At 44.8% G+C, this 15205-nt stretch carries 14 protein-coding genes; 6 read left to right on the top strand and 8 right to left on the bottom strand.

The window, feature by feature from the left end; genetic code table 11:
- Positions 1-75: 75 nt before the first annotated feature.
- Positions 76-918: an SIS domain-containing protein gene (locus Q1A41_RS14445; protein ID WP_299980428.1), complete on the top strand. Its 843-nt coding sequence runs from the start codon at positions 76-78 to the stop codon at positions 916-918.
- 26 nt (positions 919-944) lie between these two features.
- Here Q1A41_RS14445 and Q1A41_RS14440 read toward each other — a convergent pair whose 3' ends face one another.
- From Q1A41_RS14440 to edd, 4 genes are read right to left on the bottom strand one after another with little or no spacing between them, the layout of a single operon-like run.
- The gene (locus Q1A41_RS14440; protein WP_299980426.1) at positions 945-1571 is read right to left on the bottom strand and encodes a bifunctional 4-hydroxy-2-oxoglutarate aldolase/2-dehydro-3-deoxy-phosphogluconate aldolase; all 627 of its coding nucleotides are present in this window, start codon (positions 1569-1571) and stop codon (positions 945-947) included.
- Positions 1572-1604: 33 nt separating this feature from the next.
- Complete coding sequence (pgl, locus tag Q1A41_RS14435) at positions 1605-2318, bottom strand: 6-phosphogluconolactonase (protein ID WP_299980424.1); 714 nt, start codon at positions 2316-2318, stop codon at positions 1605-1607.
- A 9-nt stretch (positions 2319-2327) separates the two neighbouring features.
- Positions 2328-3785, bottom strand: a complete 1458-nt coding sequence (zwf, locus tag Q1A41_RS14430; protein ID WP_299980422.1) for a glucose-6-phosphate dehydrogenase — start codon at positions 3783-3785, stop codon at positions 2328-2330.
- Positions 3786-3814: 29 nt separating this feature from the next.
- Positions 3815-5623, bottom strand: coding sequence for a phosphogluconate dehydratase (gene edd / locus Q1A41_RS14425; RefSeq protein ID WP_299980420.1), 1809 nt, complete (start codon positions 5621-5623; stop codon positions 3815-3817).
- A gap of 313 nt (positions 5624-5936) precedes the next feature.
- Between edd and Q1A41_RS14420 the strand changes: the two genes are divergently transcribed.
- Positions 5937-6815 carry a D-hexose-6-phosphate mutarotase gene (locus Q1A41_RS14420; protein ID WP_299980418.1) on the top strand — a complete coding sequence of 293 codons (879 nt, stop codon included), beginning with the start codon at positions 5937-5939 and terminating at the stop codon, positions 6813-6815.
- Positions 6816-7143: 328 nt separating this feature from the next.
- Here the strand turns inward: Q1A41_RS14420 and Q1A41_RS14415 are convergent, their stop codons facing one another.
- Both Q1A41_RS14415 and Q1A41_RS14410 read right to left on the bottom strand, forming a co-directional pair.
- Positions 7144-7695: a hypothetical protein gene (locus Q1A41_RS14415; RefSeq protein ID WP_299980416.1), complete on the bottom strand. Its 552-nt coding sequence runs from the start codon at positions 7693-7695 to the stop codon at positions 7144-7146.
- 1153 nt (positions 7696-8848) lie between these two features.
- Positions 8849-9424, bottom strand: a complete 576-nt coding sequence (locus Q1A41_RS14410) for a thioredoxin domain-containing protein (RefSeq protein WP_299980414.1) — start codon at positions 9422-9424, stop codon at positions 8849-8851.
- Positions 9425-9847: 423 nt separating this feature from the next.
- On the opposite strand from Q1A41_RS14410, the gene Q1A41_RS14405 reads away from it, so the two are divergent.
- From Q1A41_RS14405 to Q1A41_RS14395, 3 genes are read left to right on the top strand one after another with little or no spacing between them, the layout of a single operon-like run.
- A complete protein-coding gene (locus Q1A41_RS14405; RefSeq protein ID WP_299980412.1) occupies positions 9848-10495 on the top strand; it encodes a DUF6134 family protein in 648 nt (215 codons plus the stop codon).
- A 28-nt stretch (positions 10496-10523) separates the two neighbouring features.
- Positions 10524-11012, top strand: a complete 489-nt coding sequence (locus Q1A41_RS14400; RefSeq protein ID WP_299980410.1) for a lipocalin family protein — start codon at positions 10524-10526, stop codon at positions 11010-11012.
- A complete protein-coding gene (locus Q1A41_RS14395; RefSeq protein WP_299980408.1) occupies positions 11012-11887 on the top strand; it encodes a 1-acyl-sn-glycerol-3-phosphate acyltransferase in 876 nt (291 codons plus the stop codon). The genes Q1A41_RS14400 and Q1A41_RS14395 overlap by 1 nt, the downstream gene beginning before the upstream one ends.
- Positions 11888-11901: 14 nt before the next feature.
- Here the strand turns inward: Q1A41_RS14395 and Q1A41_RS14390 are convergent, their stop codons facing one another.
- Positions 11902-12705, bottom strand: a complete 804-nt coding sequence (locus Q1A41_RS14390; RefSeq protein WP_299980406.1) for an enoyl-CoA hydratase/isomerase family protein — start codon at positions 12703-12705, stop codon at positions 11902-11904.
- Between the two features lie 112 nt (positions 12706-12817).
- On the opposite strand from Q1A41_RS14390, the gene Q1A41_RS14385 reads away from it, so the two are divergent.
- Positions 12818-14032 carry a multidrug effflux MFS transporter gene (locus Q1A41_RS14385; protein ID WP_299980404.1) on the top strand — a complete coding sequence of 405 codons (1215 nt, stop codon included), beginning with the start codon at positions 12818-12820 and terminating at the stop codon, positions 14030-14032.
- On the opposite strand, the gene gap is transcribed toward Q1A41_RS14385, so the two are convergent.
- Positions 14029-15033, bottom strand: a complete 1005-nt coding sequence (gap, locus tag Q1A41_RS14380) for a type I glyceraldehyde-3-phosphate dehydrogenase (RefSeq protein WP_299980403.1) — start codon at positions 15031-15033, stop codon at positions 14029-14031. The genes Q1A41_RS14385 and gap overlap by 4 nt on opposite strands.
- Positions 15034-15205: the final 172 nt, after the last annotated feature.

The raw sequence follows: 15205 nt of genomic DNA, 5'->3' as shown, positions 1-15205 counted from the left end.
ACATGCTTTACAAGCTCTGATTTGCTTAACTTTTAGGGCATAATCAATAACTTAAGGGATATCCAGCGGAATAAAATGAATCTTTTAATTCAGTTACAAAAAGAACTCGCCATTTTGAGTAAATCGGAAGCGCGCATTGCCAAGGTGATTTTGGCCCAGCCCGAAGCCGCCACCAACTACACCACAGCTCAGCTTGCACGCTTGGCCGAGGTGAGTGATCCGATGATTTCCCGTTTTTGTAAATCGGTTGGTTGTGTCAGTTTTCCGGACTTTAAAGTGAAGCTCGCCAAGAGTTTGGCCAGTGAAAATTCTTTTATCAGCAAAGCGGTCAGCCCGGGTGACACCGCAAGAGATCTCATCGAAAAACGCGTCAGTGCCAACCAGTTGGCATTAGCATTTATTCGCGAAGAACTGGATCCCCAGTTGATCGAAAAATGTATCGCAACTTTAAAAAAATCCAAACGAATTGAAATCTTTGGTATGGGTGGTGCAGCCGCCATCGCCAAAGACGCTCAGCACAAACTCTTTCGCCTGGGTATTCCCTGCGTCGCACATGAAGATCATTTAATGCAAAGAATGTCCGCGGCCGGAGCAGATAAAGATTCAGCAATACTGATGTTTTCGTTCACTGGGCGTACCAAAGCCATGGTAGAAGTCGCTCAGATTGCCGCCGCTAAAGACGCCAGCTTGATTGCCATTACCAGCCCTGGCTCACCACTGGCCAATGAGGTCGACCTAGTGATTCCTTCCGGAAATGACCTGGAAGACACCACCATTTACGTACCGATGACAGTGAGAATTGTTGTTCTCACTATCATCGATATTCTCGCAACGGGGCTGGCCTTAGCTCTGGGAGATAATATGGATGGCCGCCTGCGTGAAATCAAGAGCAGCCTAGATGATACCAAAGCCTTTTAGCACTGTAATATAACCCAATAGCAATGTTATTCTGCAAGGCTGGCCGCTTCCCGGGCCTTGCGCTCAATAGCACCCCAATTTTTGTCGGCGATATCTGATTTTTCCAGCATCCAACTGCCACCTACACAAAGAATGTTTTTCTGAGCTAAGTAATCAACAGCTTTTTCCGGGTTAATGCCACCGGTAGGGCAAAAACGTAACTGTGGTAGAGGGCCCCCAATCGCCTTGAGTACTTTTAAGCCACCAACAGCTTCTGCGGGAAAAAATTTCAAATGACGAATCCCCTTAGCTAACATGTTCATCGCTTCACTAGGAGTAGCAACACCTGGCAAGATCGGCACCTTTAATTCTAAAGCCCTATTAAGCAAAGCATCTGTATGACCGGGGCTCACCAGAAATTCAGCGCCCGCAGCAACAGAATTTTCAACATCTTGAGCCGTAATCACGGTACCCGCGCCCACGATAGCATCTGGCAGTGCCTGTTTGATTTTACTAATAGCGGCCAAGCCGTGTTCGGTGCGCAGAGTCACTTCTAAGACTTTCAAGCCACCTGCCACTAAAGCCTTCGCCATAGGTACCGCATCATCCAGATCATCAATCACAATCACCGGTATGACTGGGCTGCATGTCATTATTTCTTCAATTCTACTCATTATTGGTCCTGAATATTTGTTCTGATTTTTCAATCAAGGCGCGTAAAATATGCGGATATCTTTGTCTCTTTGTTGCAGTAAGGCAGCAACTGGATGATCCTTCGGTGAAGCTTTTTTTGCTTTTTGGTAGACATCAAACTTTTCCTGTCCACTAATCATCAATACAACGGTTTTCGCGTTGAGTACAGCGCGCTTGGTAAGTGTAATACGCTCGGTATACGGCCCTGTCACATCACTTTGTTTAGCCTGTACTGCACAGAGAAGGTTTTGACTGTCAGCGTCGTCACTCAGGGCATCGGTCAAGCCCTCGGCGTGGGGGAACCAAGACGCTGTATGACCGTCTATCCCCATGCCCAGTAATGCAAAGTCAAAAGCGCTTTCGAAACTACGGTATCTTTCTTCAGACTCTGCCAAACCTTCTACAACGGAATCGGCCTGATTTTTCAAACCTACAATGTCTACATCGGCGCAGTTAAGGTGTGCAAAACAACGTTTGAGAAAACCTTCATTGCTTGCACTATGCGCTGGATCTACCCAACGCTCATCGACAAGAGCAATGTGAATATTCTTCCAATCCAAATTCTGTTGTGCCAGCGACTCATACAAAACCTGGGGGCTACTGCCACCAGAAAGTGCCAATAAAGCGGCTCCTCTTTCTTGCTGAGCTGTATTGATAGATAGCATGACCAGGGTTTGAACAGCTGCCTGCATTTCTTCTCTGGATTTAAAAAATAATTCGATTAACACCCCGATCCCCTACTGGTTTTCACCGGCATTAAACCAATCACGTCCATCACGCTGGATTAACTCGTTTGCCGCCTCTGGCCCCCAACTTCCAGCTCGATACAAATGAGGGCTTTGTTTGTTTCTCGACCAGCCGTTAATAATGGGATCGATCCAGCGCCAAGCCGCGCGGATTTCGTCGCGATGAATAAATAACGCAGGATCATTCGCAATAACATCGATCAGTAATCGCATATAGGCGTCACCGTGGGGCTTATTGTAGTTCAGATTCAGCTTAACCGGTTCAAGCTCAACTCCAATAGACTGCATATTCTTAGAAGTAATAGAGAGCTCGATAAGCTCTTCCTCTTGCAAACGAATTACCAAACGGTTTGGATCGATGTTTCCGGCCGATTCGGCATACACCCGATGGGGAGTCGTTTTGAACTGAATAACAATTTCAGCACAACGTTGTTTTAATCGCTTGCCAGTGCGAAGATAAAATGGCACTTCGGACCAGCGCCAATTATCAATAAAACACTTTAAAGCCACGAAGGTTTCGGTGTCACTGCCGTTTTCAAGTTCTTCAAGATAGCCCGGTACCATCTCATTGTTTTGCTGGCCGGCAACATATTGACCACGCACAGTCCGCTGGCCCATATCCTCGGTTTTTATTGGGCGAAGCGCCTCCAAAACCTTAATTTTTTCGGTACGAATGCTATTAGCGTCCAGCTTATTGGGTGGCTCCATGGCCACGAGGCAAAGCAATTGAAGTAAGTGGTTTTGCACCATATCACGAAGCGCGCCAACTTCATCATAAAAACTTACGCGCCCCTCTAACCCTACGGTTTCAGAAATACTGATCTGTACATGATCTATCGCCCGGCCATCCCACAATTGGGCAAAAATCTGGTTGGCAAAACGCAGGGCTAGTAAATTTTGAACAGTTTCTTTACCAAGGTAGTGATCTATTCGATAAATATTGTTTTCCGGAAAAAAACGAGAAATATCTTCATTAATAGCTTCAGCTGAAGCCTCATCATAACCTAGAGGCTTTTCAACCACGACACGACTATTGCCATTACATAATCCATGTTCGGATAGCAATCGACAGCATACGGAAAACATATCAGGGGGAATGGCCAGATAATAAACCCGGTGGTGCTCCGCCTGAGCATTTAATATATTAGCAAGTTCCTGCCACTGATCACCATCACAGGAAACATCCAGAAGTATTGGCAAGATTCGAGTTTTAAAGCTCTCCCACCCTGATCGACTGAACACATCTTCACCAGCTAGATAGTTTTCAAGTTTGCTATTGAGCTCTTCAAAATAATTTTCAAGAGCCACAGGCTGTCTAGTGGTAATGATAATGCGGGAGTCTTCATCAAGACTACCCTCCTGATGAGCCCGAAATAATGCCGGAATCAATTTGCGTTCAGATAAATCACCGGTGCCTCCAAAGATGACGATATCGGTTTTATTTGACATATTAAGCCTCCGTCAGCTGTCGATGATTTTTATTTTGTAAATACACTGGCGCCCTGCTCCGCATTGCCCACAAGAGAGCGAAAGCCTTGAAACAGCTCACGCCCCATACCCGTGGTGGCTCGGTCAAGCTCGTAAGGTTTCACCGGCCGTTGTAATACCTGTTCATCCAGTACCTTCAAACTACCTTGATTAGCATCCAGCTCTATCATGTCACCGGTTTTAAGTTTAGCGATCATGCCACCTTCAAAAGCTTCTGGTTGCAAATGAATTGCTGCAGGCACTTTTCCAGAAGCCCCAGACATCCTACCGTCCGTTACCAGCGCTACTTTAAAACCGCGATCCTGTAATAACCCCAAAATTGGCGTTAGCTTATGCAACTCCGGCATGCCATTTGCCTTAGGACCTTGGAAGCGAACAACAGCCACAAAATCTTTCTCCAGTTCACCAGCATCAAACATTGTTTGCAATTCATCTTGATGTTCAAACACAATTGCCGGGGCACAAACTTTTCGATGGGCTTCATTAACCGCCGAGATTTTAATCACTGAACGTCCAAGATTTCCGCTCAATAACTTCAAGCCACCCTCATCACTAAAGGGCTGCTCTACGCTACTGATGACATCCGCATCTAGGCTCTTTTCGATGCCTGCTCTCCAGGCCACTCTTCCATCTTCCAGAAACGGTTCTTGACAGTAGTTTTCTAACCCTTCCCCAGCAATGGTACTTACATCACCGTGGAGGTAAGCGCCTTTTAATAGCTCACGAATCAATAAAGCGGTTCCGCCAGCTGCCTGGAAGTGATTGATATCCGCTTTTCCGTTTGGATAAATACGACAAAGTAGCGGCACGACCGCAGACAACTCAGACATATCCTGCCAGTCAATAATGATGCCCGCAGCTCGCGCAATAGCCACTAAATGAATCGCGTGATTAGTTGAGCCTCCACTGGCTAACAATCCCACAATACCATTGACAACTGCGCGCTCATCGATAATTTCTGCTAGCGGGCGATAACCTTCTAGCAACGCCGTTTGCTGTAGAATAATTTCACTGGCTTCGCGCGTTAAAGCATTGCGTAAATCTGTATCGGGGTTTACAAAAGAACTGCCGGGTAATTGCAGCCCCATAAACTCCATGAGCAATTGATTACTATTGGCTGTGCCATAAAAGGTACAAGTGCCCGCGCTGTGATACGACTGACTTTCAGATTCAAGTAATTCCTTGCGGCCAACTTTACCTGCCGCATACAACTGACGGATTCGATGTTTTTCCGAGTTCGACAAACCCGTTCGCATAGGGCCAGCGGGCACAAACACTACTGGCAAATGACCAAACGACAAGGCACCTATCAAAAGACCCGGCACAATTTTGTCGCAAACCCCTAAACATATAACACCATCAAACATATTGTGCGATAGAGAGATTGCCGTCGACATGGCAATCAGATCACGAGAAAACAGCGAAAGCTCCATGCCGTCCTGCCCCTGAGTAACGCCATCGCACATAGCAGGAACCATACCAGCGACTTGTGCTACAGCGCCGTGCTCACGTACGGCTTCCTTTATGATGTCGGGGTAGTCTTTAAAAGGTTGGTGGGCTGACAACATGTCGTTATAGGACGACACGATACCGATATTCGCACTGCGATCCACCGCCAGTACGGATTTATCGTCCTTGCCACAGGCCGCAAAACCATGGGCCAGATTACCGCAGGATAAACCACTGCGATACACACCACCTTGGCGAGCTTCACTCACTTTATTTAAATAGCTGGCTCGGCTGTCCTGGCTGCGCTCCCGAATTCTTTGGGTAACGGCTGCAACGGTCGAATGGAGCATAAATTCATATTACCTTGGTAATAATAGGTGACTTCTTCTCTGGGAGTCCTAAACTTTTATTCGGCTTACTCGGGTTCTTGGCGAAAAAGAGCCCCCAGCGAAGGGGGCTATGGACCGTAAGTAAGAAGCGGGACCAAATCCATAAAAGCTGATAGCCACACGAGATATCCGTGTAACTAAGTTAAATCATACAGAATATTTTCCTCAAAACAAGTAATTAAACTAATTTAAATGCTTCCACTGTCTTCCTTTTGAGCTAAAAATGTAATTAAATTAAATAACACTACATAATTTGATTAATGAGACATTTTCGATGAGCGCGATTTATCACCCCCTCAATGCTTACTTTGACACCATGTATGCCAATAGAAGCACAGTGGTTTGGAGGGGTTACAAGGTAATGTTGTTTAAACAAGCATGGGGCGAACTTGCCATTGCAGAGCAAGGAGCTCAAATCTTGCATTATCGACCAAGCGGCCACGCACCTGCTTTGTGGCTAAGCGATCAAAGTGCAGGACCCGGAGAGGCAATTAGGGGGGGGATCCCTCTGTGTTGGCCTTGGTTTGGTGCACACCCTACTGGAGCTAAGCAGCCAAATCATGGCCTAGCCCGAACTGCAATTTGGGATCTTTGTGAGGAGCAGCACCTCGATAACTTCAGCCATTGGGTGCTAGAAGCTCCCCACTTACTGGAAGGAGTCACCTTGAGACTAATTGTTCGTGCCAGCCAACAGAAGCTCGATATTCAACTAAGCACTCAAAATGATCGTGATCAAGCCTTTACGATGACCCAGGCGCTACACAGCTATTTTCAACTATCCGATACAGCGAATCTATGTGTTACAGGTCTTGAAGAGGAAGTCTTTTACGACAAACTCGAGCAACGTTTTCGCCGCGAACCAGAATCACGCTGGAATCTGGCCATGGATCGTATTTATCAGCACTCAGGAAATTGCCAACTTATCGATCAAGGCCTCGCGCGAACCATTTCAATTAGCAAAGGCAATAGCAAATCTACGGTGATTTGGAATCCTGGCAAAGAGTCGGTGCTGCGTGACATTGCCCCCAATCAACTGTCGAGCTTCATTTGTATTGAAGCGGCCAATACCGCGCAGTATGACGCAATTAATGTGCCTGCAGGTCGGACCTTTAGTGTTGGTACTGTCATTAAATGCCGCAACATGGGCTTGTGATACTTAAAAGTTTCAGTTTTAAAATCAAAATACAAAATAAGGTGAGCGGTATTTATCAACAGCTCACCTTATTATCAGCGGTTAATGCAAAGGCTTCATTATTAAGTCGAGAATTCGACTTGCCTTTGTTATGGGGAAAATGCCCAAGCTTATATTACTGACTTGTCGCACATATCGAGGGAGGTTCATCAAGAGTATTAATATAAGTACGCACAAGAAACACCAATATCAGAAGCCTTATGTCAGCAGGAAAGGGCTTAGCTATTAATACTGTATTGCGAGAGCTAGATTAAGGGCCATTTGTCTGGCCAGCTATAATTCGAAACAACTACTCGCCGAGTAACCTGTCAGGTAAGAAGTTATGGTAAAGCACACTTTTATCAAACTCAAAGTGACGAATAGAGGGTTTGACCGCGTCTAAATCTCCGTCAAATTTCGGATCGCACAGGCATCGAAGCTGGGCGTTAATCATACTGAGACGAGTAAAGCACTGCATCCAACGCTGGCACAATTCATGGTACGACTCATAAAATTGACCAAACTGCTCAGTTGCATGAATCGGCGTCGCTCTCGCTGCTCTATAGTCGCTACCTGCTTTTTTGGCATAAGAAAGCAGTGACTGGTTATCTTTCAACAGACCCAATATTTCTTCTGCTATCGAGTCATCTAAAGAATAACCCTGAGCTTTAACTAAATCTTGCAGGCCCGATAACTGAAAGGCTTTTGGAAATCGGCAACTTCGGCCATAGCCAGGCGGAAGTAAAACTCTGGGCAGCTTTTCTAAAACAACGGCAACTCCAAGTTGATCTTGTGCAACATTAAATGAATTCGTGTTTTCAAATAGAGCAGCCTGGCACAACTTGACGAGTTTGGCGGCCAATATGGACTGCTGACGCCTACGATACCTCATCAAAGGATTGATTCGGTTCAGCAGCTCAGGAAGCGGGCCCATCGCAACAGATATTTTATTCGCCAATGTTATAACCACTATTCATTTAGCAAGAAAAGAGTAAGTTTATTTCGGGTCTTTTTAACAATAAAACTAATATTGTTATATACCCTCAAAACGACGGCGATTATAGAGTTAAGTAGTGTGTAAAAGAGTGCTGATGATCACGTCACCACGGTTTATTGATAGAATGTGACCTGCTGCGCAAAAGCTTCCACACAGCATAGATTTGCCGTGAAATACTCACAAAGAAATAACATTTTTTCTTATTGAAAACTGGATATCAAACTCTCAAACATTGACATAAAGACAGAACAAAGAATTTCTGAGCCCGTTTGAATAAGGGATTACTAAACTTCATCAACGCTGGATATGAGCCAAAACAAAATCGAAAATTGTAGCTGTGTTAATACGCTATTCATCTACTGTTGATTTCAGAAACTCTACAATACGCCTTTCAAGTGGCGCCTTAGTTCCATCATCGATGCACCCATGCTACTAGACATTAAAGACACATCAGTAGGAAACTTTGAATCTAAAATACTTAAGCCTAGCTTTTCTCGGATTGAGCTTATTCGAGCTAGCGAGCCTTTTACGGCGCGTTTATTTAATCTAAGCGAGCAACTTTCCACATTTACTTATTATTGTTTCATACTCACATTCACTGTAAACAAAAGCCTAGGCACAACGACTCGCTGGTGCCATAAACGGGGGTCTATTTTTAGCAATACGACTGCACGATTTGACACTCATAGCCATAGTTTGAATGCAGTTACCATATGCCTTTGTACTGGCGCCTATTTTGCACTAGTGCCACCGCATAAGAATGGAGGAAAATTTTCGGATATATAGACAAAAATCTTGCGAAGGGTAATTTCTCGAAGTTTTTTCAGTTTTTATCGCCAAGCTCGCTTAGTTCACACAACGTGGGCATACATCCACTGAACACTAAATATCGACGATATGCAGCAAGAAACTAATTTGAAGACTCAGATTGACCACCTGACATTTTGAAAGCTAATTGAAGCTGCAGCACTGGCGATTTGTCGAATGCCGCCACCAGCACGCAGCCCTGTGGCAAAAACTACACGAGCAAGGGTTCAATCAAAGCACGCCATTCCTCCATGCTCGATTTATGATCAACAGGCACATTATCCCCATTATTCACAAAGAAGGTAGGCGTGGCCCAAACTGACTTAGTGGCTGCATAGCGAATCGGCGTACGTGCATCAACGTAGATCTCATGGCTCTGCATTCGCTCAAAAAAAGCATCACGATCGACCGCGCCATGCTCTTGGGCTAGATCAGCCACCAATTGCTGCAAATCCACATGGGTTTTATTGGAGAAAGCAGCATTATTGAATTGCTCTTGCCGATCAAATAAGAAGCTAACAAAACCCCTGAACTTCTCAGCATCACCCTCTGCCAAGGCAAAAATACCCAGGCTTACATCCCAAGCTTGGCGATGATTACTCAAAGTTAGCAGGTGTACCCGTAGGCTAAGCGACTTATCTTTATAAGACTCCATTAGCGCCATCAAGCTTGGCCAGGCTGCACGGGAATGCGGGCACTGGATATCAAGAAATACATCAATAGTGACTAAGGCATGGGCATTGCCGAGTAGAAAGCCACTGGGGCGGCGAGGAATGGGGATTGCCATAAACTTGATTCTCTTAGTTCTAAAGCGCTGATCAATAAGTCGTTGCACGAAAGTTATCGCAAGGTACTTCGAATTAACTCCTTTGCGAAATGCACCTCTATAATAGCTATTACTTGTAAGTTTGCCACCCAAAAGAGACTAGCCTTTCGTCTTAATAAATCTCCCATAAAAGGCCAATCCATCTTGGGCCTTTATTGCACCGCAACCTGCAAACTCGCATTAGAGACTAAACGGCATCTATTAAGTAATTACATTCAAAAACACTAATACACTTAAACTCAATGAGCCCCTAGCATAGGCAGAGGCTCTGATAGCCGCTGTAATCCAAAAAAGCATTCGCATCGTATAAGGTATAGCCTCTAACCAAAAACTGAGATTTGTCTTGTCGACATGATGCCACTACCAAAGATATGCTGCTCAGCGATGCTCCTATTACCACTGAGCGCGGGAACTATTGCCAATCATATCGATGCGAATACCGACGCAATATCCCCTTCAATACCACAAAACCTGTACTTCGATGTTTTTCTCGATGATAAGAAAATTGGTAAACATAACTTTATTTTCTCAGCCATAGACAATGGCTACGAGCTTAATTCAGAGGCCAGTTATAAGGTTAAAATCTTAGGCATTACCTTCTTCAACTATCAGCATCAAAGCAAAGAGCTTTGGCAGGATAACTGCCTTAAGTCTATTCAAAGCAGCACCAATTCAAATGGCGATAAGTACTCGATCAGCTCCACCTTAGTTAATGAAAGCCTGCAAATAACAACGCAGGACGAAACGTTTACAACAAGCGAATGCACGCGAAGCTTTGTTTACTGGGAGCCAGACCTGCTTTTTAGTAAGGCGCTTTTAAATAGCCAGACCGGTGAACTGCAAGAGCTTGAACAGTCTGAAGAGTTAAACGGCGAGTTACGAATTATCAAGCTTTCTGGCAAAGATGTGGATATAGAATTGCACTACCAAACTAATCAAGCAACAGGTCTAGATCTTTGGAAAGCGCTAATAGCTAAGTTAGAAAACGGGCGTACCTTAAATTATCGTAGCGCGAACGTTGAAGGAACTTAGCCCAATGGCCCTAAGACATATAATCATAATGTTAAGTATTACAATACTCGGCGCCTGCCAGAGCCAGCCGCCTATTAAGACTGTAGAAAACTTAGATCTACAACGTTTTATGGGCGACTGGTATGTCATTGCCCATATTCCAACTTGGCCAGAGCGCAATGCGAGTAAGGCCATTGAAAGTTACCGTTTGAATGAAGACGGCAGCGTTGATACGGTATTTACATTCACCGAGGTCGGCGATACGGAACAACAAACCATGACAGCCACCGGCTTCCCAGATGCCAGCCGCAATTACAGTGTTTGGGGCATGCAGTTTTTTTGGCCGATAAAAGCTGACTATCGTGTGGCTTATGTAGATTCTGATTACCAGCACACCATAATCGCCCGAAATAAACGCGATTATCTTTGGATAATGTCCAGAGAATCCAGCATTAGCTCAGAGAAAATGAAGGAGCTAACAGACTTTTCAGAACAGCTTGGATACGACATGAGTAAACTCAGGCAGGTACCACAATAATGTCTCGGGCAGCGTCTATTCACAACAATGTAAGCCCTATGCGGCTAGTCGGTCGGCATTTGCTGGCGTTTGTCTCTTTGCTCTGGGTCTGTGGCAATTTAATTATTGCGCTTTCTCTATTGCTCGCAATTGCTATTGTGAAAATGCTACTCCCCATCAAGGCGATTCAAAAAAACTGTGATTATTTAATTGAAGCTTTATATCAACTTGCCGTAAGAGTAGATAGCTTTTGGATTGATAATATTCTGGGTATCAAGTTTGAAATTAAGGGAACCCCTAGCGAACATCCTGCGCCCGTAGTTATCTCTAATCATCACTGTGGTTTTGATGTGGCCATATTGCAGGATGTCATTTCAGGGCGTGGACCACTGCTGAAATTTTTGATCAAGAAGGAAATTATCTGGCTTCCTATTTTTGGCTGGGTTTGCTTTCTGCTTGATTTCCCTAGGCTAAACAGAAACAAAAAAAGCCACGACCGTGAAAAAGACTATGCCACGGTAAAAGCAGCCACCCAGCAACATGGCATTGAGCGAAACAGCCACTCCGGTGCCCTATTGATCTTCCCAGAAGGCACACGTTTTACAGAAGCAAAAAGAGAAGATCAACAATCGCCATACCAGCAACTCTTAAAACCGAGAAGTGGTGGTTTAAAAGTTATTCAAGAACATGCCGAGCCTGGAACGCCCCTAATCGATATAACTATTGATTACAGATCTAAAAATGCCAGTCTTTGGTCATGTTTATATGGTGTACCCAATAATATTATTATTCACATTCACCATTTCGATCTCGATGAAATTGACAACATGCAGAATTGGCTGAACCAACGCTGGTACGAAAAAGATAAATTACTTGGTAACGGAAAAATCAGCTGAGCTGCCAATCACAGTTATTTCCCCTTATATTTTGGCGGCCGCTTTTGCAGAAACGAATCAATACCTTCTTTAAAATCCTCACTGTATTGAGTTAATACTAGCTGATCTGCATCCATATAACTGACCGCATGGTTTAAGGCATTTGCAGCAACATTAATAGCCTGCTTACACATACGGCTAGACATAGGTGGCATCGATACCGCTTTTTGAGCTAACTCCCTTGCCTGCTTTACACTCTCACCAGGCCTGGTGATATAGTCCGCCCACCCCCAATCAAAGGCTTGCTGCGCGGATACCTGCTCGGCCAGCATAAACATGCGCTTGGTTTTTGCTGGCCCAATTAAATTGACACTGCGCGGAACACTTTGCCAACTCATATTCATTCCGCGCTCTATTTCAGGAACATAGAGTAAGCTCTCACTTGAACAGACTCTTAGATCACAAGCCAAAGATAGGGCGACTCCCCCACCTAGGCAAGGGCCTTCAATAGCAGAGACTGTCAACGCTTCGATGTTTTCCCAAGCTCGGCACATTTTTGCGCCTAGCGCCGATGCACGGCGTAAGGTCTGCAAATCAAATTGGCTGGGGTTTAATACCAATGGATCATTTAAGTTCATACCGACACTGAACAGACGCTCTTGCCCGCGCAAAATGATGGCGTGAACAGACATATCCTCACTTAGCTCATCAGCTACATTTATGAGCTCTGAGATTGTCTCTAAACAGAAGGCATTTCCTTTGTGCCCAGTATTAAGCTGCACAAGCGCCATTTCACCGTCTATTTCGACATTTATATGCTGGTAGTTTTCAGATCGCATTATTACAGGCCTTTTGTTTTTCTTCTTTAACGAGTAAATCGGTATAATTGCTTTTGGCCACTGTATTTTAATACAGCCTCGATTACCTTTTATTGTTTAATCTAGCCAATAAATGTCTACCAATAAAGCATTTGATTCACCGCCCCCATTCCTATTGGCATTAATGGCCATAGCGAGCCCTATCGCGCTGAATATATACGCACCACTTATGCCTATGTTGGCGGATCAATTTAGCGTTTCAAATGCAAGCGTCCAGCTTGGCTTTACCTTGTATCTCCTTTCCTTAGCCGTTGGGCAATTGATTGCAGGCCCCCTCGCGGACAGATGGGGAGCGAGGCCAGTTTTGATATACGGCTTTCTGATTCACATAGTGGGCTGCCTATTAGTAATAGGCAGCCAGGGTATCGCTGTATTACTCATAGGCCGCTGCCTGCAGGCAGCCGGCGGCTGTACTGGCATGCTACTGGCCAGAAGTTTGGTGTTACAAAATAACAACTTAGATAAGAGTGGAGCCCTGCTGGCTTATATCACGCTCGGCATCGCCAGCTCGCAAGCTTTGGCGCCAACACTGGGGGCTTATCTTGCCGAATGGTTTGGCTGGCGCAGTGCAATATTGCTTTCTTTTGTAATAGCCGTTGTTATCTTACTTTTTGCAATTCGCTTCTTATCTAAAGAACAAAGATCCTCACAGCCGCAACAAAATAGTAAGCTCTTAGGTAATGCCGCCAAAAACTACTGGGCTGTACTTCGAAACCGAGTATTTTTAACTTTTGCACTGAGTAACGCTCTCATTACCTCAAGCTATATTGTTTTTATAAATAATATGCCATTTGTTGTGGAACAAGAGTTAAATGGTAGCGCTACAGATTTTGGTAATTGGTTTCTTTGGGTTGCCGGTGGCTTTTGGTTAGGCAGCTTTATTGCCGGCAGAAGTGCAATTAAACTAGGCGCAAGGCGGCTATTAGTTTTCGGCTACAGCCTCTCAGTTTTTGCGGCTTTCACTATGCTTTTCTTGCTGTATCTTTTTATGCAGCAAGCGAGCTACTGGCTGTTTTTTATTCCTATGGCTGTATTTACAATTGGGCGTGGTTTAAGCCAGCCCAACGCTCAGGCCACTGCCGTAAAATCCTGTCAGCACAATATCGCCAGTAGCAATGCGGTATTTGCAGCTATTCAGTTATTGCTTAGCTCTCTAATTGGGCAGTTCAGTAGCTACTGGCTACACGCATCTATTTTGAACATTGCCATCATTATTAGTGGCCTCTCTATATTGGCGTTTGTACTAGCTGTATTCAATTCACGAACTCACAATACAAGAATCAACTAAGCCACAGCCATAAGCGCAGAACAGTTATCCAACATGCGATTGGCAAAGGCCCATTCATTATCGTACCAAGCCATAACTTTAACGAGATTTTCGCTTGCCTTAGTTTGCGTTGCATCGAAATTCGACGAAGCCAACTGATGATTAAAATCTGCCGAAACTAAGGGCAAGTCATTATAGGCCAATACCCGCGGTAGATTTTCCGAAGCCTTGCGAATAATTTTGTTTACTTCATCGACAGTAGTCGCCTTCGAAGCGATAAAACTGAAATCAACTAAGGAAACATTGGCCGTGGGCACTCTAACCGCCATTCCATCTAATCTTCCTGCCAACTCAGGCAAAACTAAAGCAACGGCCTGGGCCGCGCCCGTTTCAGTGGGTATCATCGAAAGGGCTGCTGCTCGTGAGCGATAGATGTCTTTGTGATACACATCCTGTAGTTGCTGATCGCTGGTATAGGCGTGAATAGTTGTCATGATACCGCGTTCTATGCCTAGGGATTGATTCAAAACCATCGCCAGCGGGGCAAGACAATTTGTGGTGCAAGAGGCGTTCGAAATAATTTCACAAGCAGCATCTAGGCAATGATGATTCACCCCATACACTACCGTGGCATCAACATTTTTAGCCGGTGCAGAGATGATCACTTTTTTGGCCCCCGCTTGAATATGTGCTGCGGACTTTTCCCGACTGGTAAATAAGCCGGTGCACTCTAAGACTATATCAATGGATAAATCAGCCCAGGGGAGTTTTTCGGGATCAGCCTCCGAGCAAAGTTGAACCAACTGCTTTTCAACTAGCAAGTTTTTACCCTGAATTTCGATGCTAGCCGGGAATCGCCCGTGGACTGAATCAAATCGAGCAAGGTGCAGATTGGTCTCTGGAGGTGCCAAGTCATTTATGGCCACCAATTCAATTTCGCCGTAATCCTCTGAGGTGAAAATAGCTCTAAATATATTTCGGCCTATACGCCCAAAACCGTTTATCGCAACTCGTATACCCATAGCAGCTCTCCACTGAAGTTTTTACATCTATCTAGTTGTTTCCTCTTTCTACTTTTACGAATCTTGTACTCAAAATATTAGTGTACTTAGCTTGAGCTATCCAAGCCGTACCAAGACCCTTTAAGACCAATAAGAACTTAAACCGCTTACCGAAATAACACTCAACAAAATA

The organism is uncultured Pseudoteredinibacter sp., from assembly GCF_947502065.1.
Lineage (GTDB): Bacteria > Pseudomonadota > Gammaproteobacteria > Pseudomonadales > Cellvibrionaceae > Pseudoteredinibacter.
Note: the sequence above shows the minus strand (reverse complement) of the source record. Positions and strands in the feature narration are given on the sequence as shown.